The organism is Acinetobacter sp. Q186-3, assembly GCF_013420655.1.
Classification (GTDB): domain Bacteria; phylum Pseudomonadota; class Gammaproteobacteria; order Pseudomonadales; family Moraxellaceae; genus Acinetobacter; species Acinetobacter indicus.
In genome coordinates, this window is the sequence record NZ_VOXS01000001.1 from 252,370 (window position 1) to 274,675 (window position 22,306).

The 22,306-nt window shown below is 45.2% G+C and carries 21 protein-coding genes and 1 riboswitch; of the genes, 16 read left to right on the forward strand and 5 right to left on the reverse strand.

Annotation, left to right across the window (positions count from 1 at the left end; translation table 11 throughout):
- Positions 1–52: 52 nt before the first annotated feature.
- Positions 53–514: a hypothetical protein gene (locus tag FTT64_RS01220; protein ID WP_180134085.1), complete on the forward strand. Its 462-nt coding sequence runs from the start codon at positions 53–55 to the stop codon at positions 512–514.
- Positions 515–599: 85 nt separating this feature from the next.
- Here the strand turns inward: FTT64_RS01220 and FTT64_RS01225 are convergent, their stop codons facing one another.
- Positions 600–845 (reverse strand): hypothetical protein, encoded by a 246-nt coding sequence (locus FTT64_RS01225; RefSeq protein WP_016658209.1) that lies wholly within the window; start codon positions 843–845, stop codon positions 600–602.
- Between the two features lie 489 nt (positions 846–1,334).
- Entirely contained in the window at positions 1,335–2,627 is a 1,293-nt protein-coding gene (brnQ, locus tag FTT64_RS01230; protein ID WP_160243258.1) for a branched-chain amino acid transport system II carrier protein, read from the reverse strand.
- Between the two features lie 343 nt (positions 2,628–2,970).
- Here brnQ and map point away from each other — a divergent pair, with 343 nt between their 5' ends.
- Positions 2,971–3,765 (forward strand): type I methionyl aminopeptidase, encoded by a 795-nt coding sequence (map, locus tag FTT64_RS01235; protein WP_180087959.1) that lies wholly within the window; start codon positions 2,971–2,973, stop codon positions 3,763–3,765.
- Between the two features lie 173 nt (positions 3,766–3,938).
- Here the strand turns inward: map and FTT64_RS01240 are convergent, their stop codons facing one another.
- Positions 3,939–4,838 carry a LysR substrate-binding domain-containing protein gene (locus FTT64_RS01240; protein WP_180087960.1) on the reverse strand — a complete coding sequence of 300 codons (900 nt, stop codon included), beginning with the start codon at positions 4,836–4,838 and terminating at the stop codon, positions 3,939–3,941.
- Positions 4,839–5,014: 176 nt separating this feature from the next.
- On the opposite strand from FTT64_RS01240, the gene FTT64_RS01245 reads away from it, so the two are divergent.
- Positions 5,015–5,350 (forward strand): hypothetical protein, encoded by a 336-nt coding sequence (locus FTT64_RS01245; RefSeq protein WP_005177579.1) that lies wholly within the window; start codon positions 5,015–5,017, stop codon positions 5,348–5,350.
- A 55-nt stretch (positions 5,351–5,405) separates the two neighbouring features.
- Here the strand turns inward: FTT64_RS01245 and glnG are convergent, their stop codons facing one another.
- Positions 5,406–6,881, reverse strand: a complete 1,476-nt coding sequence (gene glnG / locus FTT64_RS01250; protein WP_180087961.1) for a nitrogen regulation protein NR(I) — start codon at positions 6,879–6,881, stop codon at positions 5,406–5,408.
- The gene (glnL, locus tag FTT64_RS01255) at positions 6,868–7,977 is read right to left on the reverse strand and encodes a nitrogen regulation protein NR(II) (protein WP_180181975.1); all 1,110 of its coding nucleotides are present in this window, start codon (positions 7,975–7,977) and stop codon (positions 6,868–6,870) included. Before glnL ends, glnG begins: the two co-directional genes overlap by 14 nt.
- Before the next feature lie 350 nt (positions 7,978–8,327).
- On the opposite strand from glnL, the gene rimO reads away from it, so the two are divergent.
- From rimO to FTT64_RS01320, 13 genes are all read left to right on the forward strand, one after another.
- Positions 8,328–9,671 (forward strand): 30S ribosomal protein S12 methylthiotransferase RimO, encoded by a 1,344-nt coding sequence (rimO, locus tag FTT64_RS01260; RefSeq protein WP_180087962.1) that lies wholly within the window; start codon positions 8,328–8,330, stop codon positions 9,669–9,671.
- Positions 9,672–9,719: 48 nt separating this feature from the next.
- Positions 9,720–10,448 (forward strand): UMP kinase, encoded by a 729-nt coding sequence (pyrH, locus tag FTT64_RS01265; protein ID WP_005177594.1) that lies wholly within the window; start codon positions 9,720–9,722, stop codon positions 10,446–10,448.
- Between the two features lie 79 nt (positions 10,449–10,527).
- Entirely contained in the window at positions 10,528–11,082 is a 555-nt protein-coding gene (gene frr / locus FTT64_RS01270) for a ribosome recycling factor (RefSeq protein ID WP_005177597.1), read from the forward strand.
- A 6-nt stretch (positions 11,083–11,088) separates the two neighbouring features.
- Positions 11,089–11,841: a polyprenyl diphosphate synthase gene (uppS, locus tag FTT64_RS01275; protein ID WP_075168195.1), complete on the forward strand. Its 753-nt coding sequence runs from the start codon at positions 11,089–11,091 to the stop codon at positions 11,839–11,841.
- Positions 11,842–11,844: 3 nt separating this feature from the next.
- Positions 11,845–12,669 carry a phosphatidate cytidylyltransferase gene (locus FTT64_RS01280; protein ID WP_016658203.1) on the forward strand — a complete coding sequence of 275 codons (825 nt, stop codon included), beginning with the start codon at positions 11,845–11,847 and terminating at the stop codon, positions 12,667–12,669.
- Complete coding sequence (gene ispC / locus FTT64_RS01285) at positions 12,670–13,866, forward strand: 1-deoxy-D-xylulose-5-phosphate reductoisomerase (protein WP_005177604.1); 1,197 nt, start codon at positions 12,670–12,672, stop codon at positions 13,864–13,866.
- 3 nt (positions 13,867–13,869) lie between these two features.
- A complete protein-coding gene (gene rseP, locus FTT64_RS01290) occupies positions 13,870–15,225 on the forward strand; it encodes an RIP metalloprotease RseP (RefSeq protein ID WP_180087963.1) in 1,356 nt (451 codons plus the stop codon).
- A gap of 42 nt (positions 15,226–15,267) precedes the next feature.
- Complete coding sequence (gene bamA, locus FTT64_RS01295) at positions 15,268–17,730, forward strand: outer membrane protein assembly factor BamA (RefSeq protein WP_171431937.1); 2,463 nt, start codon at positions 15,268–15,270, stop codon at positions 17,728–17,730.
- A gap of 42 nt (positions 17,731–17,772) precedes the next feature.
- Positions 17,773–18,270 carry an OmpH family outer membrane protein gene (locus FTT64_RS01300; RefSeq protein ID WP_180087964.1) on the forward strand — a complete coding sequence of 166 codons (498 nt, stop codon included), beginning with the start codon at positions 17,773–17,775 and terminating at the stop codon, positions 18,268–18,270.
- A 3-nt stretch (positions 18,271–18,273) separates the two neighbouring features.
- Positions 18,274–19,344 (forward strand): UDP-3-O-(3-hydroxymyristoyl)glucosamine N-acyltransferase, encoded by a 1,071-nt coding sequence (gene lpxD, locus FTT64_RS01305; protein WP_075174889.1) that lies wholly within the window; start codon positions 18,274–18,276, stop codon positions 19,342–19,344.
- A gap of 5 nt (positions 19,345–19,349) precedes the next feature.
- Positions 19,350–19,835, forward strand: a complete 486-nt coding sequence (fabZ, locus tag FTT64_RS01310; protein ID WP_087662207.1) for a 3-hydroxyacyl-ACP dehydratase FabZ — start codon at positions 19,350–19,352, stop codon at positions 19,833–19,835.
- A complete protein-coding gene (gene lpxA, locus FTT64_RS01315) occupies positions 19,832–20,620 on the forward strand; it encodes an acyl-ACP--UDP-N-acetylglucosamine O-acyltransferase (RefSeq protein WP_016658197.1) in 789 nt (262 codons plus the stop codon). The genes fabZ and lpxA overlap by 4 nt, the downstream gene beginning before the upstream one ends.
- 141 nt (positions 20,621–20,761) lie before the next feature.
- Positions 20,762–20,848, forward strand: a riboswitch (glycine riboswitch).
- A gap of 132 nt (positions 20,849–20,980) precedes the next feature.
- On the forward strand, positions 20,981–22,231 hold the full coding sequence (locus tag FTT64_RS01320) for a D-amino acid dehydrogenase (RefSeq protein ID WP_180181976.1): 1,251 nt from the start codon (positions 20,981–20,983) through the stop codon (positions 22,229–22,231).
- The last annotated feature ends 75 nt before the right edge of the window (positions 22,232–22,306 follow it).

Sequence of the window (22,306 nt, forward strand, 5' to 3'; positions counted from 1 at the left end):
TCTCTGACTTCGGGGTCATGCAGTAAGGCAATTCAAATAAGGACAAAACGAAATGAATGCAATGGATCTTGATGTTACGGTGAAAGGGGCGATTCTGGCCAGCGGTATATTTTTATGGGTGGGCATGCTGACCGGGGTATGGAAATACTGGCAGATTCGGCATTCACCACAGGCGCGTGCTCATTATTATGTCGATATTGCGCATCGTAGCAGTTTGCTCTATGCGCCGGCCAGTCTGATTCTGGCAGCCATGGCTTATTTTTCGGTATGGTCCACCGAACTGAATTTGCTACTGGTGGCAATTAACCTGTTTTTCTTTGCTTTTTCAATCTTGAGTTATGCACTGCATGGTTATTTAAAGGACACCACCAATCAGTTTAAAACTCCGCATCAGTTGGGCAAATGGCATCTGCCAAAAAGTTTAATGAGTCTGGCGATGTTGCTGCTGGTACTGGGTGAGGTACTGGCCACCTTGCTACTGGTGGTGGGTGCGGGATTATATTTATGGGCTTAAGGGTGTGTTGCCAAGCAGTATAAAAAGCTATTTTTCTGATTCTGAGCAGATGGATGAAGGCTCATCCATCTGGGTCGGTTAAAAATTAAGAGTTGTGCTGATCAATGGGAGCCGGCTGTCGATATTTTTCATCGACCACAGCCCAAATATAGAAGGCGATACAGACGATTAGTGCGTAGATAAAGTATGCCGGTTTCAGGTTACCCTGAATCAATCCTTGAAAGACCAGCGTCAGCAGCAGTGCAAAGGTGGTGCTGAGGAAAGTTACTAAATTGTTATTTGCCTTCAGAGCGTTAATGAAGACTTGCTTATTGAAATGTAATGATAACATCTCCATCCCTCCTGTATTTTGATCAAAAACAGACTATTTTGATCGGATTAGTTTGTTTAGTTGTACTGCGAATTGCAGTGTATTTCAAGCGCCTATCGCAATATTTTGAAAGAACATAGTGTGTATAAATAAATGCTCAAATTCAGTTCATTTATTTACGGAATATTAGGGCATCACTGTAAAGAAGTGAGTAAAGATGTAGCATTATTTATGCCAGCTTAACAATAGGGCAGCTATTAGGCTTTGGTAGAAGGTATGCAAAAAGAGGGTAAAGAGCAGCATTGCGCTGAATTAAAGGGTTTCAGAGAATGAGGAGAAGCGAAAGTGGATGAGCTTACTTCAATTGACCTGGAAGTTGAGCAAGATTGAGCTAAACCAGACTGAAAGAAAGTGACACAATAAGAGTCAGTTTGGGTAAAACTTGACCATTATTGAGCAATTTAAAATCGGGTTTGGGTAAAACCAGACTTTAACGACTCGGGTTAAGGCTTAGTGTTTAACCTTGTCGATCACAATACAAATCAGCAGGACAATGGTAGATGGAATCAGCCAGGCCAGGTTTTGCGCGCTTAACGGTAAGTTCAGTAAAGCTTCTGGTAAAAAGCCATCTAGCCCTGCCACTTTTAAGCCATCAATCACGCCAAAGAATAAGGCTACTGCGGTGACCGGACGAATTACACGCGCTGGAGAATGGAAGTTTTTCCAGAAAAAGCCCAGTAAGATCACTACAATCGCAGGCGGATAAATCGCACTTAATACCGGCACTGAGAGTGCAATCAGTTTGGTCAGACCGAGGTTGGAAATCACCAGCGAGAAACCGACTAATACAAATACCCAAGTACGATACCTAATGCGGGTAATTTGCGAGAAGTATTCTGCACAGGCACAGGTCAGGCCAATCGCGGTTACCATACAGGCAATGAAAATCATGGCACTTAAGAATAGTGAACCTAAGTCACCAAAAGCATGTTGCACATAGGCATGTAGGATCACTGCGCCATTGGCTGCATTCGGTGCTACTTCATGACTGCCCAAGCCCAGTTTGAACAGGCTTAAATACACCAGGGTTAAACCGATACCAGAGATCAGTCCGGCAATCATGGCGTATTTGGTCATCAGCTTTTTATCGCTGACCCCACGCGAACGCATGGCATTAATAATCACAATACCAAATACCAAGGCACCCAGGGTATCCATGGTTAAATAACCATTGACGAAACCTTCCGAGACTGGACTGTTGATATAGTTATTAATGGCTGGCGGAATATGACCCGCGGGAATGAACGTTGCTGCAACACCCAGAATAATTAACGATAAAATTTTCAGGGGCGACAGGAAATAACCCACCGTATCCAGAATCTTGTTGGGATACAGCGCAACAATGGTCACCACAATAAAGTAGATCAGACTGTAAATCAGCAAGCTGCTCGGGGCTGCACCAAAATAAGAGGAGAAACCAATTTCATAAGAAACGGTTGCGGTACGGGGAATGGCAAATAAAGGGCCTACCGCTAAATAACACACCACGGTCAAAATCAGGCTGGCTGCTTTGCCCAGTGGCGAACTTAAAAGCTGGATCGAACCTTCTACACGAGACAGGGCAATAATGGTCAACACCGGCAAGCCCACGGCTGTAATTAAAAAGCCGAAAGCTGCTAACCAAACGTGTTCACCTGCCTGCTGTGCAACAATAGGCGGAAAGATAATATTGCCGGCACCGATAAATAGTGCAAAGGTCATTAAACCTAAGGCAATAATATCCCGTGTACGTAAACTCGTCATAAGGGAGATAGATCGGTTAAACAAAAGAAAGCGATTCTAGAACATGGCAACTGCTTTGGCTAATTTATTTTATAAATCTTATGAATTATTTTTATATCTTGGCTTGGGAAATTGATCGGGTTGTCAAAAATTAGTGAAACTATATTGTTGATTTAATTTTTAAAAGATGAAAACTGTTAAATATCAAAAGATAAATTTGAAAAAACAGTCAATAAATATAAAGGTTTTTAATTGTTGAATATTTAAGCAGTAGTGGGTTTGTGGCAGATGGAACCGCTTGTGATCAAACAAAAGTCACTGAAAAGGACTATACTAAGCAAATGTTTCATAGGGGATTTTAAGCATGAGAGCGTCTGCCGTATCGATTAAAACCGAGCAGGATTTAGAAAAATTGCGTATTTCAGGTCGTTTGGCTGCTCAGGTTTTGGCGATGATCGGGGAGCATATCAAGCCGGGCGTGACCACCGAATATCTAGATGACCTGTGTCACGACTATATCGTAAATACCTTGCAGGTGATTCCGGCCAATGTCGGCTATTGCGGCTATACCAAAACCACCTGTATTTCACCGAATGAAGTGGTTTGTCACGGTATTCCATCTGCGTCGGTTGTGCTTAAAGATGGCGATATTATCAATATTGATGTGGCGGTAATTAAAGACGGCTACTACGGCGATACCAGTCGCATGTATTACGTCGGCACGATCAAGCCGGAAGCGAAAAGACTGGTCGAAACCACCTATGCGGCAATGGTCGCAGGGATTCATGCGGTGAAACCGGGTGCGACTTTAGGCGATGTTGGTCATGCAATTCAAACGGTCGCGCAGCAGGCCGGCTATAAAGTGGTGCGTGAATATTGCGGGCATGGTATTGGTAAAATTTATCATGAACAGCCAAGTGTACTGCACTATGGCCAGCCGGGTCAGGGGCTACAACTCAAGCCAGGTATGGTGTTCACGATTGAACCGATGGTTAATGCCGGCGGCTCCAAAGTCAAAGAGCTCAATGATGGCTGGACCGTCGTGACCACCGATAAATCACTTTCTGCACAGTGGGAACATATGATTGCCGTGACTGAAAACGGCTTTGAAGTGCTGTCGCCGTGGCCGGAAGGTACTGGAGAATACCCGGAAATCTAGCTATAAAACGACTTATTCATACTTTAAAAGTATTAATTGATATAAATTAGCTATTTGTTAATGCTGTCTTTTGTACATATTATGTATTTATAGATTCTTGCTGTAGTTTCTAGTTTTTATAGCTTATCCATCCCTGGATAAGCTTTTTTTTGCCTGAAATTTGATGGTTGGCTTTAACGCTGTGACAGTTTTTCCACTAGAAAATCAATAAACACCCGTACCGCCGGTAACAGACCACGGCGGGATGGATACACGGCATGAAAAACCCCGTGCGGCGCACGCCAGTTCGGTAGCACGCGTACCAGTTCGCCTGACTGAATATAGGGTTCCACAATATTGTCCGGGAGCAGGGCAATTCCACAGTCCTGACGGGCCAGTTGTGCCTGTAGCATCAAATCCGAGCCCATTACGGTCGGGTTGACTTTAATTTTCTTCTGCTGCTGATGTTCATCATAAACCACAATATGCTGATCGACATGGCCATCGGCCATACTGAGAATATGGTGCTTGGCCAGATCTTCCGGCTGTTTCAGGTCGCCGTGCTGGTTTAAATAGGCCTGACTGGCAAAGAGATGCTGTTCAATGGTTTCAAAGGTACGAATCACCAGATTTGGGTCATCATCCAGGTTACTACGCACACGCAAGGCCAGATCAATCCCTTCATTAATCAGATCGACCCGGCGGTTACTGACCAGAAGCTGGACTTTAATTTCCGGATAGGTCTTTAAAAATTCCGGCAGAATTCTGGACATTTCATTCTGGGCAATGGAGACCGGCAGGCTGACTTTAATCAGGCCGCGTGGCTGAATACTCAGATGATCAACCAGATCATGCGCTGCCTGTGCGGCATTGGCCATCACCTGTGCATGCCGATACACGTTCATGCCAATATCGGTTACGGCAAAATGGCGGGAATTACGCTGAATCAGGCGCACGCCCAAACGTTCTTCCAGATTGTGCACACGGCGGCTCAGTTTGGATTTAGGGATATCGGTTGCACGTTCTGCGGCGCTAAAACCGCCATGCTCAACCACCTGGGCAAAGCAGTAAAAATCATCGAGGTCCGAAAGCATGTGTAGTTATTCCATTTATGCAACGATAAGCAGATTAAATTATGATTGTTCTGGGCTGTCAATTTGATTTGTGCGGTTTTTGCAGCGTCTCTTTTCGCCTTTGTGATGCGTGGCGAGCTTAAGTTATGGCTACAAATCCTTTACACTAAGGATAAAGTCCATGAGATGATCAATACATGTCTTATCAACTGATTCAACAGCCCGATGCCGATGCCAACGTGATTTGTCCTTGCTGCCAGCAGGCGATTATTGACTGGTCACAAGAGCAGTATATTCAGCCCTGTGAGCATACGCTGTTTGTGGCGCTGGATTTGGGTTTTGAATATATTGCCGATGTATTTGAAGCAACCATGGCGCGTAGTGTCGATGAAATTCACGCACATGATGATCAGCTCAATATGTTTCAGGAACTGACCACAGCCAGCTTTCCGCATTATCTGATCATTCGCACCGATTTGGGCGTGCAGGATTTATCACGTTATATCGGCATTGCTGTGCCGGAATCCAATTAAAAAAATAAGCTCCCGAAGGAGCTTATTTTTTTGTGATTACGAAGATGAGGCTGGTTTAGCCTTCAATTTCTTCCTCGACATCATCATCAGCACTGTCCATGCCCAGCTCTTTCAGCTTACGGGTTAGGGTATTACGTCCCCAGCCCAGCAGTTCAGCGGCATGGCGTTTGCGGCCACGGGTTTGTTGCAGCGCGGCATTAATCAGGGTACGTTCAAACATCGGTGTGGCGATGTCCAGAATTTTCATTTCGCCGTTTTTCAGTTTCTGTACGGCCCATTGACCCAGCAGCTCATCCCAGTGATGGATTGAAACGCGGTCTAAATGCAGATTGGCCGACGCATCGCCTGATTTTTCAATTGGAATCTGTTTCAGTTCCGAAGGTAAATCTTCCGGATAGACTTCACGGCCGGTAATCATCACGGTTAACCAGCGGCAGGTATTTTCCAGCTGGCGCACATTGCCTTGCCAAGGCAATTGCTGCATATATTCCTGGGTTTCCGGACGCAAGATTTTCGGACTCACGCCTAGCTCTTTACCGGCACGCGCCAGGAAGTGCTGCGCCAACATTGGAATATCTTCACTACGATGCGCCAGTTTTGGAATATGAATCCGGATCACGTTCAGACGGTGATACAAGTCTTCACGGAAACGGCCTTCGTGTACCAGCTTTTCCAGGTCTTGGTGCGTTGCTGCAACAATACGCACATCTACCTTCACCGGAATATGGCCACCAACACGGTAGAATTCACCATCGGCTAAAACACGTAATAAACGGGTCTGGGTTTCAAATGGCATATCGCCAATTTCATCCAGGAACAAGGTGCCGCCATTGGCCTGTTCAAAACGGCCCTGACGCTGGGTGTTGGCGCCGGTAAAGGCCCCTTTTTCATGACCAAATAATTCGGTTTCAATCAGGTCTTTCGGAATGGCGGCCATGTTGAGCGCAATAAACGGCTTGCTGCTACGCGGTGAATGGCGATGCAGGGCATGCGCCACCAGTTCTTTACCGGTCCCTGATTCACCATTAATCAGTACGGTAATATGCGATTGCGATAAACGGCCAATGGCACGGAACACTTCCTGCATTGCCGGTGATTCACCAATAATTTCAGTCGATTGAATGGGCTGTGCAGTTTTGGCCGATTCCTGTTGCTGTAATTTGGTGATATGCAAAATGGCACGATTCACCAGCGCTAGCGCTTCATCAATATCAAACGGTTTTGGCAGATATTCAAAGGCACCGGTCTGATAGCTCGACACTGCAGATTCCAGATCTGAATGTGCGGTCATGATAATCACCGGTAAATCCGGATAGCTGGCTTTGACTTTACCGAGGAAGGTCAGGCCATCAATACCCGGCATACGGATATCGGTCAGGATTACATCCGGTGCATCGACACCCAGTTGCTCCAGGGCAGATTGGGCTTCTTCAAAACTGGTAACGTCAAAGCCTTCTTCCTTGAAGGTTTTTTCCAGTACCCAGCGCATGGCACGATCATCATCAATTACCCAAATTTTATTTCGCGACATGGTTAGACTCCCAAGGTATATATAAGCTAAATATTGTTTTTCCTGGAACAGATTGGCACTCAATCATTCCGTTGTGTTGATGCATAATATTCTGTGCGATGCTCAGGCCCAGTCCGGTGCCTTTGGCGCGTGCCGTAACCAGCGGATAGAACACCGATTCAATAATTTCTTCCGGCACACCGGGGCCGTTGTCTTTAATATCAATCCGTACCACCGAGCGATGAATCACGCCATTAATGGTGACCAGGCGCTGAATACGGGTTCTTAAAATCAGTTCGGGCTGATGTTCTGCAAAGAATTCCTTGTTTTCCATCATGGCCTGTACCGCATTGACGCTAATATTCAGCATGACCTGAATCAGCTGGTCACGATCCGCCATGACTTCCGGCAACGACAGGTCATAATCTCGAATGATTTTGACTTTTTTCTTGGTCTGGTTGGCAATTAGCGAGCGCACGCGTTCCAATGGTTCATGAATATTGACCAGTTCATAGCTTGGTAACTGACGTGAACCGAGCATGGTATCGGCCAGATTTCTGAGCCGATCGACTTCATTAATAATAATGTCGGTAAACTCTGCATATTGAGAGTCATTCAGACTGCGCGCCAGTAGCTGGGTTGCACCGCGAATCCCGGCCAGCGGGTTTTTAATTTCATGCGCCACGCCGCGCACCAGTTGCCGCGCCACCTGATGCTGTTGAATCAGATTTTCTTCTTTGGAAATTTTCAGCATCCGGTCAATCGGATTCAGTTCAATCAGCAATAAAGGATGATAGCTTTTGCCGGCATTCAGCTGCGAAGCGGTGTAATCGACATGAATGTCTTTAAAGTTGACATTAATGGTAGCTTCACGGCGGGTATAAGGCTGTCCGGTGCTTAAGGTATTTTGTAGCGCTTCGTAGGTATTAAATTCATCGGTCGGGAGATGCAGTAAATTCATTACCGGCTGTCCGGCAGCACGCAATAAACTGATATCAAACAGCGCCTCACAAGAGGAATTGAGGTAAAAAATATTCAGGTTGCTGTCAACCAGTAAAATGGCAGTGGTCAAATTGTCCACTAAAAGGCGATAGTCGATAGCCGGGCTTTGATCCATTAGCGGTGGCATCCTGTATTAAAATAGCGCAATGGCATCTTCATAAAGCAATAGGTTTCTGAATTAAGAACGTTAATGATGCAAATTAAGCAAAATGCACGCCAACTTTGTTCAAATTCCTGTAAATCAAGCCAATTTATGAGAAAAATGCGCTGAAATGGACGGGTTGATTCAGGTATAGCGGATAACGCCAGTGCTGTAAACCAAAAGTGAATTAAAATGGTGCAATATTGTGTATAAGCCGGCTTTAGTGGTTGTATTTTGGTGCATTATGCAAAGAGTGGGCTATTTCTCTATTTTTATGGCCAGAAAAGTCATACAATACGCGCATTCTAGTGGAGCGCAGATTCATGAAGTCCCCCAAAGTCGGTTTTGTTTCTTTAGGTTGTCCTAAGGCATTGGTAGATTCTGAACGAATTTTAACTCAGTTAAAGACTGAAGGTTATGATGTCGCATCGGATTATGACGGTGCTGATTTAGTCGTGGTTAACACCTGTGGTTTTATTGAATCTGCAGTACAAGAGTCTTTAGACGCCATTGGCGAAGCCATGAATGCCAATGGTCGCGTCATTGTGACTGGCTGTTTAGGTAAAGACGAAGACAAGATTCGTCAAATGCATCCGAATGTCTTAAAAGTGACTGGTGCAGCAGCCTATGAAGAAGTTATGGATGCCGTGCATCAGTATGTGCCGGAGCCACCAAAGCACAATCCGTTTATTGATCTGGTGCCAGAACAGGGGATCCGTTTAACCCCGAAACATTATGCCTACCTGAAAATCTCAGAAGGCTGTAACCACCGTTGTACTTTTTGTATCATCCCGAGCATGCGTGGTGATTTAGTTTCCCGTCCGGTCGGTTCTGTTCTGGAAGAAGCCGGAGCGCTGAAACGTGCTGGTGTAAAAGAAGTTCTGGTCATTTCTCAAGATACTTCAGCTTATGGTGTGGATACCAAATACAAGCTAGATTTCTGGAACGGCCAGCCGGTTAAAACCAAATTCTATGACATGTGTGAAGCCCTGGGCCAGTTGGGTATCTGGGTCCGTTTGCACTATGTCTATCCTTATCCGCATGTCGATGCTGTGATTGACCTGATGGCGCAAGGTAAAATCTTGCCGTATCTGGATATTCCATTCCAGCATGCCAGTCCGAAAATCCTGAAACTGATGAAACGTCCGGCGCACAGTGAAAATACACTAGAGCGCTTAAATGTATGGCGTGAAAAATGTCCGGATCTGGTGATTCGTTCCACCTTCGTGGTTGGCTTCCCGGGTGAAACCGAAGAAGACTTCCAGATGTTACTGGACTGGTTGAAAGAAGCGCAGCTGGATCGTGTCGGTTGCTTCACCTATTCACCAGTAGAAGGTGCAACTGCGAATGATCTACCAGATCATGTGCCGGAAGAAATCAAGCAGGAACGTTATGAACGTTTCATGCAGGTGCAGCAGGAAATTTCAGCTGCAAAACTGCAAAAACGCATTGGTCAGACCATGACTGTGCTGGTGGATGATCTGGAAGAAGAATTCCCGGTTGCCGTTGCGCGTTCTTATGCAGATGCACCTGAAATTGATGGTAACGTGTTTGTTGAAGATATCGATAAGTCAAAAATTAAAGCAGGCGATTTGCTTGAAGTCGAAATTACCGATGCAGATGAATACGATTTATTTGCCAAGCTGATTGCGATCAAATCTGCTTAAGTACTGATATACAGAAAAAATTTAAATTAAATACTTTGGAGTTTGATGATGTTGGATTCTAAAAAGCCACGTTATGAACGTATTTTGCTGAAGCTTTCAGGCGAGGCACTGGCGGGTAACAAGGATATGGGGATTGATGCCCAAATCCTTGATCAGATGTCTTTGGCAATTGCGCACCTAGTCGGTCTGGGTGTGCAAGTGGGTATCGTGGTTGGTGGCGGTAACCTGTACCGTGGCAGCCAGTTACAAAAAGACGGTCTGGTCGGTCGTGTGACTGGTGACCAGATGGGTATGCTGGCGACTGTGATGAACGGTCTGGCCATGCGTGATGCTTTAGTACGCCGTAACATTAAAACACGTCTGCTTTCAGCACTACCAATTGGTACCGTTGTAGAATCTTATTCAAGCCGTGATGCAATTCGCCACCTAACTCAAGGTGAAGTGTGCGTATTCGTTGCCGGTACAGGTAACCCGTTCTTTACCACAGATACGGCAGCCTGCTTGCGTGGTATTGAAATTGAAGCCAATCTGATTCTGAAAGCCACCAAGGTAGATGGCGTTTATAACAAAGATCCAAGCAAATACGAAGATGCGGTGAAATATGACACCCTGACGTTCGATCAGGTGTTAGATGAAAAGCTCGGCGTGATGGATTTAACCGCAATCTGCTTATGCCGTGACCACAATGTACCGTTACAGGTATTCGATATGAATAAAGCCGGCGCTTTACTTTCAGTGGTTATGGGTGAAAAAGAAGGAACTCACGTTACGAACTAATGTACGTGGGCCTGAAAGCTCTTTATACTACACGCTATTTTAGTAATTACATCTTTAAGAATTAAGTAAGGAAGATCATATGATTAACGATCTTAAAAAAGACAGCGAACAGCGTATGCAAAAGACTCTGGAGTCTTTGGAGCAAGGTTTTGCCAAAGTTCGTACCGGCCGTGCCCATCCATCAATCTTAAACGGTGTGATGGTTCCTTACTATGGCTCAGATGTGCCGTTAAACCAGGTGGCGAACGTGGGTGTTGAAGATTCACGTACTCTAATCGTACAGCCATTTGAACGTACCATGGTGTCTGCAATTGACAAGGCGATTCGTGAGTCTGACCTCGGTCTGAACCCGATTACCGCTGATTCGATTCGTGTGCCGCTACCAGCTTTAACCGAAGAAACCCGTAAAGACATGCAGAAAGTTGCGCGTTCTGAAGCGGAAAATGCCAAAGTGGCGATTCGTAACATCCGTCGTGACGTCTTGGGCGATATCAAAGCATTGTTGAAAGAAAAAGAAATTTCTGAAGATGATGAACGTCGTGCAGGTGATGATATCCAGAAAATCACCGACAAATATGTTGCTGAAGTCGACAAGCGTTTGGCTGCTAAAGAAGCTGAGTTGATGAAGGTCTAATTGTCGATGACCACATCTGAAGACTGTCAGACGCTTCCAAAACATGTTGCCATCATCATGGATGGCAACAACCGTTTTGCCAAGAAAAATCAATTGCAAAAAGGCGACGGTCACCGTGAAGGTAAAAATATTCTAGATCCGATTGTTGACTATTGTCGCAGCAAACACATTCAGGCACTCACCGTTTTTGCATTTTCAAGTGAAAACTGGAATCGTCCGCAATATGAAGTTGATTTACTCATGCAATTGCTGGAAGACACGATTCATGAGCAAATGCCGCGCATGGAAAAATACCAGATTGCCTTGCGTTTTATTGGCGATCGCAGCCGTTTATCCCCACATCTTCGTGACTTGATGTTGCATGCTGAACAAAGGACTGCTAAGTTCAGTAGCATGACTTTAACCATTGCCATCAGTTATGGTGGCATGTGGGATATGGCAGAAGCAGCCAAACAGATTGCGGCTGATGTGCTGGCCAATAAAGTCGCGCTGGAACAGATTGATAGCATGCTGTTCGGTCAATATGTGTGCTTGGGCGATTTACCGCCTGTGGACCTGTTGATTCGTACGGGTGGAGATTATCGGCTGTCCAATTTCTTGCTTTGGCAGGCCGCGTATGCCGAACTGTACTTTACTCCGACCTTGTGGCCTGAGTTTAGTGTAGAAGAGCTGGATGATGCGTTTCATGTGTTTGCAGGACGCGAACGTCGCTTTGGAAAAACTTCAGAGCAAATCCAACAAGAGAAACTTGAGAATTAATACATGTTAGAGCGGATAATTACCGCATTGGTATTGGTCGCTGTGGTGCTGAGCTGTATGTTTGCAACTCAGTCCCATTATCCAATGTTTGTGCTGATGATTTTTGCAGCAGGGGTTGCGGGTTATGAGTGGTTCAAACTCATGCCAAGAACAACAAAATATGTCATCAAGCCCATGGCTTGGGGTTATGGTCTGGTGACCGCCGCTCTTTCCGCGCTTGCTTTATATTTTAGTGATATTGCGTTATTGCTGTGGTCAGCCTCGATTTTAACTTGGCTGCTCAGCCTGTATTGGGTGAAATCCTATCCTGAATATGATGGCTGGTACAATCCAAGCCTGAACTTTATTGGCTTTGTGCTGATTTCTGCCGCCGTGACTGCGATTTATGTGGTCTGGACCCATTCACCGTGGTGGCTGATGTATCTGTTCCTACTGGTTTGGGGTGCAGATTCTGGCGCTTATTTTGTCGGACGCAAGTTTGGTAAAAAGAAACTGGCACCACATGTCAGTCCAAACAAATCGGTGGAAGGTTTATATGGTGGCGTGTTTACCGCCATCCTGATTGTGCTGTTTGTAGAAATTGTCTATCTGGACTTAAGCCTGACCCAACATATTTTATTCCTGATTCTGTCCATGATAACCGTGTTTAGTTCGGTACTGGGCGATCTGTTTGAATCCATGATCAAACGCCGTGCCGGAATTAAAGACTCTGGTCGTATTCTGCCAGGACATGGTGGAGTGCTGGACCGCATTGACTCCTTGCTCGCAGCGGCTCCAATCTTTGCTGCAAGCATGTATGTACTGAAACTTATTGGCGTAGATTTATAGATGTTACAAGCTGTTTGTATATTGGGTGTTACAGGTTCAATTGGTCAAAGCACCTTAAAAATACTGCAACAACATCCTGAAAAATATTCGGTATATGCCGTAACGGCTCACAGTCGTATTGCTGAGCTGGTTGAAATATGCAAACAGTTTCATCCCAAAGTGGCCGTGGTACCTGCTGCACAGGTCGATTCCTTAAGACAGCTGTTACAGCAGGCCAATCTTGCCGATATTGAAATCCTCTGTGATGAAGCTGGTTTAATAGCTGTGGCTTCACATCCTGAAGTGGATGTGGTGATGGCGGCAATTGTTGGTGCCGCAGGTTTAATGCCAACGTTGGCCGCAGTGCAGGCCGGTAAGCGCGTGCTACTGGCCAATAAAGAAGCCCTGGTGATGTCCGGTGACCTGATGATGCAGGCAGCGCGTGATCATGGCGCTTTATTATTGCCGGTCGATTCCGAACACAATGCAATTTTCCAGTGCCTGCCGCAAAACTATTTTGAGGTCGAGCGTAATGGTCAACCAAAACTGGGTGTGCAGCAGATTCTGCTGACCGCATCGGGTGGGCCATTTTTAAATCATAGTCTGGAACAGTTACACAGTGTGACCCCGGCGCAAGCCTGTAAACATCCCAATTGGTCTATGGGTCAAAAAATTTCCGTCGATTCCGCCACCCTGATGAACAAGGGTCTGGAGCTGATTGAAGCCTGCCATTTGTTCGCAGTAAAAGAACAATTTGTTACAGTGGTGGTGCATCCACAGAGTATTATTCACTCCATGGTTCAATATGTCGATGGAACAACTTTGGCGCAAATGGGTAATCCGGATATGTGTACGCCAATTGCGCATGCGTTGGCCTGGCCGGAACGTCTGCAGACGCATGTTCCGCCGCTGGATTTATTTATCCATTCACAGCTGAATTTTCAGGCACCGGACACCACGCGTTTCCCGGCCTTAAAGCTGGCACGTCAGGCCATGCAGGCAGGTGGTATTGCACCGACCTTGCTAAATGCGGCCAATGAAATTGCAGTGGCATCTTTCTTGCAAAACCAGCTTGGGTTTACCCAGATTCCAGAAATTGTTGAACAGACCCTGAATCATCTGGCCAATCGCGCCGCAGATTCAATTGAAACCATTCTTCAGGCAGACCAGAATGCCCGTGCTTTTGCACAGCAGTGTGTGATTCAGACAGGAAGCTAAGACATGAGTGCCTTATTTATTATTGTTGCGGCCATTCTTTTGTTGGGGCCGTTAATTGCAATTCATGAATTTGGGCACTACTTTGTTGCACGCAAACTGGGGGTCAAAGTCCTGGTTTATTCTATTGGTTTTGGCCCGACAGTGCTGAAATGGACCTCGAAGAAATCCGGTATTCAATATCAGCTCTCGGCTTTGCCTTTGGGCGGCTATGTCAAAATGCTGGATGAACGTGAGGGCAATGTGGCAGAAGAAGATCTGCCTTTTGCTTTTAACCGTCAGCATCCGTGGAAACGGATCGCGATTGTCGCGGCAGGTCCTTTAATTAATCTGGTTTTTGCGATTGTACTGTTCTGGATTCTGTTTTTACCGTCGCAGGAACAGCTGAATACCCGTGTTGGGAAAGTCTTGCCACAAACGCCTGCAGCTGAAGTGAATATGCAGCCGGGTGACCGGATTACCGCAGTCGATGGTACCCAGGTCAGCACTTGGGAAAAACTGAATTTTGCGCTGGTGGATCGTGCTGGTGAAACAGGTACTATTCATATTCAGGCCAACCGCGATGGTCAGCTCCAAAACTTTCAATTACCGATTCAAGATTTCTTGAAAGATCAATCTCAGTCACCACTTGAGGTACTGGGCTTTACGCCATATCGTCCAAATATTCCTGCAGTGGTCAGCAAACTGAGTGAAGATGGTGCTGCCATTCGTCAAGGGATGAAAGAAGGTGACCAGATTTTAGCGATTGACGGTGTTGTCATGAAAGACTGGTATGATGTGGTGCAGGTGGTACAGGCATCGCCAGAGAAACTGTTGAAGATTGACGTGTTGCGTCAAGATCAGCGGGTACAGCTGGAAATTATGCCGCAGGCCAAACGCGACAATATGGGCAACACCACCGGTATGTTAGGTGTACAAAGTAACCCTGGAAAAGTAACAATTCCTGAAGAATATAAACAAACCATTCAATATAGTCCTACAGAAGCCTTAATGATGGCGGTCGATAAAACCGGTCAAATCTCTTCGATGATTTTGAACTCTATCGTCAAAATGGTGCGTGGTCTGATTGGTTTAGATAACTTGTCTGGCCCGATTACCATTGCCAAGGTGGCAGGACAAAGCGCTGAAATGGGCTGGCAAACTTTTATTTCGTTTATGGCCCTAATGAGTGTAAGCTTGGGTATTCTAAATTTACTGCCAATTCCAATGCTGGATGGTGGACATTTGGTTTATTATTTTATAGAACTAATTCGTGGTAAACCTGTTTCTGAACAAATACAATTAGTTGGTTTAAAAATTGGTATGGTATTGCTCGGTAGCATGATGCTTCTGGCATTATTTAATGATTTTATGCGTTTATAACAACGTGGATAGGCAATAAATTTAACATTGGAAAAGACTGGCATGCAGCACACACATTTATTTATGCCTCTGGCACTGGTTAGTGCTATGGCAGCAGTACAACAAGTATATGCAGCAGATGAATTTATCGTAAGAGATATACAAATTGACGGACTTGTTCGTTTAACGCCAGCCAATGTTTATGGAATGATTCCTGTAAATAGTGGTGATCGTGTCAACGATGCCACCATTGCAAATGCAATTCGCAGCCTGTATGCCACAGGTTTATTCGATGATATTAAAGCTGCCCAGCAAGGCGATACCTTGGTATTTCAGGTGGTGGAACGTCCGATCATTTCGAAAGTCGAATTTAAAGGCAATAAATTAATTCCGAAAGAAGCCCTTGAAGAAGGCTTGAAGAAAATGGGTGTGGCTGAAGGTGAAGTGCTGAAAAAGTCTGCCTTGCAAACGCTAGAATCGGAACTTGAACAGCAATACATGCAGCAAGGCCGTTATGATGCCGATGTCAAAGTTATTACCACAGCGCGTCCGAATAACCGCGTTGACCTGACCATTGAGTTTATTGAAGGTAAAGCGGCCAAAGTTTTTGATATTAATATCATTGGCAATACCGTTTTTAAAGACAGCGAAATTAAACAGGCCTTTGCAGTTAAGGAAAGTGGCTGGGCGTCTGTGATTTCACGTAATGACCGTTATGCACGTGAAAAAATGGCAGCAAGCTTGGAAGCTTTACGTGCGCTGTATTTAAACCGTGGTTATATCAACTTTAATATCAATAACTCTAGCCTGAACTTAAGTGAAGACAAACAGCACATCTTCATTGAGGTGTCGATTGATGAAGGCGAACAGTTCAAATTTGGTCAAACCAAATTCTTGGGTGATGCTTTATATGCACCAGAAGAATTAAAAGCGCTGCAAATCTATAAAGATGGTGAAACCTATTCGCAAGAAAAGGTCAATGCGGTTAAGCAGCTGCTGCTTCGCAAGTATGGTAATGCCGGTTATTACTATGCAGAAGTGAATGTGGTGCCACAAATTAATGAAGAAACCAAACAGGTTGATCTGAACTATTACATCAACCCGGGTCAGCAAGTCACAGTACGCCGCATTAACTTCAGTGGTAACACCAAAACTGCCGATGAAGTGCTACGTCGTGAAATGCGCCAGATGGAAGGTGCATTGGCCAGTAACGAAAAAATTGATCTGTCTAAAGTCCGTTTAGAACGTACTGGTTTCTTTAAAACCGTGGATATTAAACCGGTGCGTGTTCCGAATGTACCGGATCAGGTTGATCTTAACGTTGCGGTGGAAGAACAGCATTCTGGTACCAGTACCTTGGCGGTGGGTTTCTCGCAAAGTGGCGGTGTAACTTTCCAGGCCGGTTTAAGCCAGACCAACTTCTTGGGCACCGGTAATGCCGTGTCGATTGACCTGTCGCGTTCTGAAACACAAGACTACTATAACCTAAGCGTAACCGATCCGTACTTTACCATTGATGGTGTACGTCGCGGTTATAATATGTACTACCGTAAAACCAAACTGGATGATGACTATAACGTTAACAACTATGTGACCGACAGTTTCGGTGGCGGGATTAACTTTGGTTATCCAATTGATGAAAACCAGAGTATTAGTGCGGGCTTAAATATTGATCAGACAGAAGTGACAACCGGTCCTTATGTGTCGACTTATGTTCGTGATTATCTACTTGCAAATGGTGGAAGAACAACCCAAAGTGAACCATATTGCTTAGATGCTAATATTGAGGTTGGAGAAGAGTGTCAAAATTGGTCTGATCCTAAAGGGACTGAATTTAAGGGAGATTTCTTAACTTATAATTTAAGTTTGGGCTGGTCATATAATACCCTTAACCGTCCAATTTTCCCAACAACGGGAATGTCGCATCGGGTGAATGCAGAAATTGCCTTGCCGGGCAGTGATGTGGAATATCAAAAAGTCACTTACGATGCGCAAGCCTATTATCCGCTGGGTAAAGATTTTGTATTACGCGGCTATGGTAAATTGGGCTATGGTAATGATTTACCATTCTATAAAAACTATTATGCTGGTGGTTATGGCTCGGTACGTGGTTATGACAACAGTACACTTGGTCCAAAATACGATGGTGTATATTTCAGCGATAGAGGACAAAAAGATCCATCCCCAGAAGAAGTGGGTGGTAATGCTTTAGTACAGTTCGGTACTGAACTGGCTTTACCGGTACCATTTAAAGGGGACTGGGCACGTCAGGTTCGTCCGGTGATTTTTGCTGAAGGTGCACAAGTCTTTGATACTCAGTGTGATGTTCAAGCCACTGATGCAGGCCGTCAATATTGTAAAGATAATTATGGCTTTGACTTCGGTGAAATGCGTTATAGCGTCGGTGTCGGCTTTACCTGGATTACCATGATTGGCCCATTGTCCTTAAGTTATGCATATCCGCTGAATGAAAAACCAGGTGATGAAACCAAGAATATCCAGTTTGAAATCGGCCGTACGTTCTAAGTACGGTCTGTTCATGGATGCTTGAAATAGGGATAGATCAAGATGAAGAAGATACAACTGGCGGTTTTAGGTTTCACACTGTCCTGTGCCGCAGCGGCACAGGCGGCAGGTTATGGTGTGGTCAGCTTAGAGCGTGTGGTTGAAAGCAGCAGCTATTTAAAACAGCAAAATAGTGCATTGCAACAATTGCTTAAACCTCAAACCACTAAACTTGAACAGCTGGGTAAAGAGCTAGAAACGTTACAGCAACGTGCCCAGCAGTCAGCGAACTTATCTGAAGCCGATAAGCAGAAATTGTCGGCGCAGTATCAGGCCAAGCTCAAAGAATTTAATACTTTACAGCAAAGTTTGCAGACCAAAGTGCAGGCTGATCTGCAAAAAATGAATGACAGTTTTGAGCAGCGTATCAAGCAGGCAGCAGAACAATTGCGTAAAGAAAATAATTTAGATGTGGTTTTGAACAAAAACTCAGCACTTGCCTATGACCCTAAGTATGATTTAACTGATAAAATGATTCAAAAGGTTAATGCAATCAAGTAATCAATGAGTTATCAACATTATCGCTTAGAAGAACTTGCTCGTCTGGTCCAGGGCGAGCTGGTCGGTCAGGCCGATTTAGGCCTCCAGGGTTTAGCGAGCCTGGAGCTTGCTAAACCGCAGCACATTGCTTTTGTGAATGCTGACAAGTATGTGGAGCAGGCAAAAGTATCTAAGGCGGGTGCTTTAATTGTCACGCCCGAGTTACAGCAGCAGCTTGATACGCATCAGAACTTTATTGTGGTGGCAAATCCCTATTTGGCGTTTGCAATTTTAACCCATGTCTTTGAGCGTAAGCACACTCAAACCGGTATTGAAAGTACCGCACAAATTCATCCCTCAGCGATCATTTCTGAAAGTGCTTATATTGGCCATTATGTGGTGGTGGGTGAAAATTGTGTGGTGGGTGATAAAACCATTATCCAGTCGCACAGTAAAATTGATGATTTTGTTGAAATTGGTAAAGAATGTTTTATTGATTCGCATGTCACTATTACTGGTGAAGCCAAAATTGCTGACCGGGTCCGCATTCATGCCAATACCGTAATTGGAAGTGAAGGCTTTGGTTTTGCTCCGTATCAGGGCAAATGGCACCGTATTGCACAGCTAGGTTCAGTACAGATTGGTAATGATGTGCGGATTGGTTCGAATTGTAGTATTGACCGTGGGGCGCTGGATGACACCATTTTGGAACATGGTGTCATAATTGATAACCTTGTGCAAATCGCCCATAACGTGAAAGTAGGGGCCAATACTGCGATCGCTGCAAAATGCGGTATTGCCGGCAGTACTATCATTGGCAAAAACTGTATTCTGGCAGGCGCATGTGGAGTCTCTGGTCATCTTTCTATTGCTGACAACGTGACTTTAACCGGAATGTCAATGGTCACAAAGAGTATTTCTGAACCAGGAACCTATTCTTCGGGCACCGGTGCATTACCAAATGCGCAATGGAAACGCGCGGTGATTCGCTTTAGACAATTAGCAGATGTGCCATTGACCCAATTGCAGAAAAGACTCGATCATATGCAGACTCAAATTGAGTCCCTTGAATCAACTTTAAAATTGCGTAAATAATTATGATGACTGAGTCGAATACCCCAACATTTACGAAACCTGAATTGCCAATGCATATTCAAACCATCCGTGAATATTTGCCACATCGTTATCCATTCTTATTGGTAGATCGAATCGTTGATGTAACTGACAATGGGATTGTGGGTTATAAGAACGTTTCGATTAATGAAGAGTTTTTACAAGGACATTTCCCTGAATATCCAATTATGCCAGGGGTGTTGATTGTAGAAGCGCTGGCACAGGTTTCAGGCGTGCTTGGCTTTATTATGAATAATCAGAAACCGACTGCGGGTGCATTATTCCTATTTGCCGGTGCCGAAAAAGTTAGATTTAAAAAACAAGTGGTTGCAGGCGACCAACTTGTATTAAAATCTGAATTAGTAATGCAGAAACGTGGTATTTACAAATATAATTGTATCGCCACGGTCGATGGCATTGTTGCAGCAACCGCGGAAATTATGATTTCGCATCAGAAAACAGAGCAAGCATGAGCAATAACCCCCTCATTCACCCCACCGCTATAATTGACTCCTCTGCAGTCATTGCGCCTGATGTGCAAATTGGACCTTATAGTATTATTGGTCCGAATGTCAGCATTGGTGCGGGTACAAAGCTGCATTCACACGTGGTGGTGGGTGGCTATACCCGTATTGGTGAGCATAATGAGATTTTCCAGTTCGCAAGTGTTGGCGAAGTCTGTCAGGACCTGAAATATCAGGGTGAAGAAACTTGGCTGGAAATTGGTGACTATAACCTGATTCGTGAACATTCCAGCTTACATCGCGGGACGGTTCAGGACAAAGGCATCACTAAAATTGGTAGCCACAACCTGTTGATGGTCAATACGCATATTGCTCACGACTGTATCGTGGGTGATCACAATATTTTTGCCAATAATGTCGGTGTCGCAGGGCACGTGCATGTCGGTGATTATGTGGTGGTGGGTGGAAACTCGGGTATTCATCAGTTCTGTAAAATTGACTCTTACAGTATGATTGGTGGCGCATCTTTAATTCTGAAAGATGTACCGGCCTATGTGATGGTTTCGGGTAATCCTGCGCATGCTTTTGCTATGAATATTGAAGGTATGCGTCGTAAAGGCTGGTCGAAAAATGTGATTCAAGGATTACGGGACGCCTTTAAACTGATTTACAAATCAGGATTAACCACTGAAGAAGCCATTCAGAAAATCCGTGCAGAGATTCTGCCAGAAGTGCCGGAAGCACAGCGTTTAATTGATTCACTAGAACAGTCTAAACGCGGGATTGTACGCTAACACGCTGTTTGAAGCTGATTCAAAAAACTGCTCCAATTGGGGCAGTTTTTTTATATCCAGATTTTGAGGTTTCTTGAACATCAGATACAAATTTCTACTCGTGCTTGGCCCGGATTTTGCTGATATTCAAGCTATACAATAAAAATTATTGCGGGAGAGCGGCACTTGGTGCTCGCCGAAGGAGCAACGACCCCGGAAACTCTCAGGCAAAAGGACCGTAATAATTCAAAAATCTGGAGAGAAGCACGCGCAGTGCTCACCGAAGGGGATGGTTGGGCTGAACATCAGTTCAATCGAAGCTCTCAGGTACCCTGACAGATGGGGCATCACGTCTGGAACAGCTGTTCCAAGGAGCGTTTTATGCCGCATGTTGTTGTCATTGGTGCAGGAATTACCGGGGTCACTTCAGCCTACGAGCTGATGCGTTTGGGCTATCAAGTCACGGTGATTGACCGGCATTTATACCCGGCGATGGAAACATCGTATGCCAATGGTGGCCAGTTATCGGCCAGTAATGCAGAAGTCTGGAATCAGAAAGCCACTGTACTGAAAGGCCTAAAATGGATGTCGCAAAAGTCGGCGCCGCTCTTATTAAATCCTGCATTTGATCTGCATAAGTATGGCTGGCTGATCGAGTTCTTAAGCAATATTCGCCATTATGAACACAATACCCAGGAAACAGTGCGCCTGGCACTTCTGGCACGCAAACGTTTATTTGAAATTGCAGAACAAGAACAGATTGATTTCAATCTGGAAAAACGTGGAATTTTGCATTTTTATCATAATAAAGCGGATTTTGACTTTGCAATTCGGGTCAATGATTTGCTCTGTCAGGGCGGGCTGGAGCGTTATCAGGTCAGTCTGGATGAAATCCGCCAGATTGAACCAAGTTTAACCGGACAGTATTATGCGGGTTTTTATTGCCCGGGAGATGCCACCGGCGATATTCATAAATTCACGGTGGGGCTGGCTCAAGTCACCATGCAGCAGGGTGTACGTTATATTTTTGGCCGGGATGTTCAGGATATTGAGCTAAACGCCCAGCAGGTACAGCTGAGTTATCGGCCAGCCATTGAAGATCCTCTGGCAGATCAGCCGATGGTAGAAACCTTACATGCCGATACCGTGCTGATTTGCGGCGGTGTGGGGAGCTATCAATTGGCGCGACAGGTAGGTGATCGGGTCAATGTTTATCCGGTCAAAGGCTATTCCATTACCGTCAATTTACAGGATGAGCAGAGCCAGAAGCAGGCGCCTTGGGTCAGTCTGCTAGATGAAAGTGCCAAAATTGTGACCTCTCGTTTAGGCACAGATCGGCTGCGGATTGCCGGAACGGCCGAATTTAATGGCTATAACCGCGATATTCGCCATGACCGGATTCAGCCACTGGTGCGCTGGGTGCAGCGGAATTTTGATATTTCAACTGAAAGCGTGGTGCCGTGGGCAGGTTTACGTCCGATGATGCCAAATATGATGCCGGTGATTCGGCAGGGCCAGCATCCACGGGTATTTTATAATACTGGCCATGGGCATCTGGGCTGGACCTTATCTGCGGCGACAGCATTGATGATTAGTCAGGAAATTGCGCAGCATTATCCGGTGACCGGGTAATGAGAACATTCAGTTAAGCTCTGTTTTAAAGTAACAGGGCTTTAGGAGAGATGCTGATCATCTGCCGGGTTCTGG

Bases quoted from the DNA above. Each gene is read 5' to 3' on its own strand.
- lpxD (WP_075174889.1), top strand. From the start codon at position 18,274: ATGAGTTATCAACATTATCGCTTAGAAGAACTTGCTCGTCTGGTCCAG.
- FTT64_RS01225 (WP_016658209.1), bottom strand. From the start codon at position 845: ATGTTATCATTACATTTCAATAAGCAAGTCTTCATTAACGCTCTGAAG.
- uppS (WP_075168195.1), top strand. From the start codon at position 11,089: ATGACCACATCTGAAGACTGTCAGACGCTTCCAAAACATGTTGCCATC.
- FTT64_RS01300 (WP_180087964.1), top strand. From the start codon at position 17,773: ATGAAGAAGATACAACTGGCGGTTTTAGGTTTCACACTGTCCTGTGCC.
- fabZ (WP_087662207.1), top strand. From the start codon at position 19,350: ATGACTGAGTCGAATACCCCAACATTTACGAAACCTGAATTGCCAATG.
- ispC (WP_005177604.1), top strand. From the start codon at position 12,670: ATGTTACAAGCTGTTTGTATATTGGGTGTTACAGGTTCAATTGGTCAA.
- map (WP_180087959.1), top strand. From the start codon at position 2,971: ATGAGAGCGTCTGCCGTATCGATTAAAACCGAGCAGGATTTAGAAAAA.
- FTT64_RS01320 (WP_180181976.1), top strand. From the start codon at position 20,981: ATGCCGCATGTTGTTGTCATTGGTGCAGGAATTACCGGGGTCACTTCA.
- FTT64_RS01240 (WP_180087960.1), bottom strand. From the start codon at position 4,838: ATGCTTTCGGACCTCGATGATTTTTACTGCTTTGCCCAGGTGGTTGAG.
- glnL (WP_180181975.1), bottom strand. From the start codon at position 7,977: ATGGATCAAAGCCCGGCTATCGACTATCGCCTTTTAGTGGACAATTTG.
- frr (WP_005177597.1), top strand. From the start codon at position 10,528: ATGATTAACGATCTTAAAAAAGACAGCGAACAGCGTATGCAAAAGACT.
- rimO (WP_180087962.1), top strand. From the start codon at position 8,328: ATGAAGTCCCCCAAAGTCGGTTTTGTTTCTTTAGGTTGTCCTAAGGCA.
- glnG (WP_180087961.1), bottom strand. From the start codon at position 6,881: ATGTCGCGAAATAAAATTTGGGTAATTGATGATGATCGTGCCATGCGC.
- FTT64_RS01220 (WP_180134085.1), top strand. From the start codon at position 53: ATGAATGCAATGGATCTTGATGTTACGGTGAAAGGGGCGATTCTGGCC.
- bamA (WP_171431937.1), top strand. From the start codon at position 15,268: ATGCAGCACACACATTTATTTATGCCTCTGGCACTGGTTAGTGCTATG.
- pyrH (WP_005177594.1), top strand. From the start codon at position 9,720: ATGTTGGATTCTAAAAAGCCACGTTATGAACGTATTTTGCTGAAGCTT.
- rseP (WP_180087963.1), top strand. From the start codon at position 13,870: ATGAGTGCCTTATTTATTATTGTTGCGGCCATTCTTTTGTTGGGGCCG.
- brnQ (WP_160243258.1), bottom strand. From the start codon at position 2,627: ATGACGAGTTTACGTACACGGGATATTATTGCCTTAGGTTTAATGACC.
- lpxA (WP_016658197.1), top strand. From the start codon at position 19,832: ATGAGCAATAACCCCCTCATTCACCCCACCGCTATAATTGACTCCTCT.
- FTT64_RS01280 (WP_016658203.1), top strand. From the start codon at position 11,845: ATGTTAGAGCGGATAATTACCGCATTGGTATTGGTCGCTGTGGTGCTG.
- FTT64_RS01245 (WP_005177579.1), top strand. From the start codon at position 5,015: ATGTCTTATCAACTGATTCAACAGCCCGATGCCGATGCCAACGTGATT.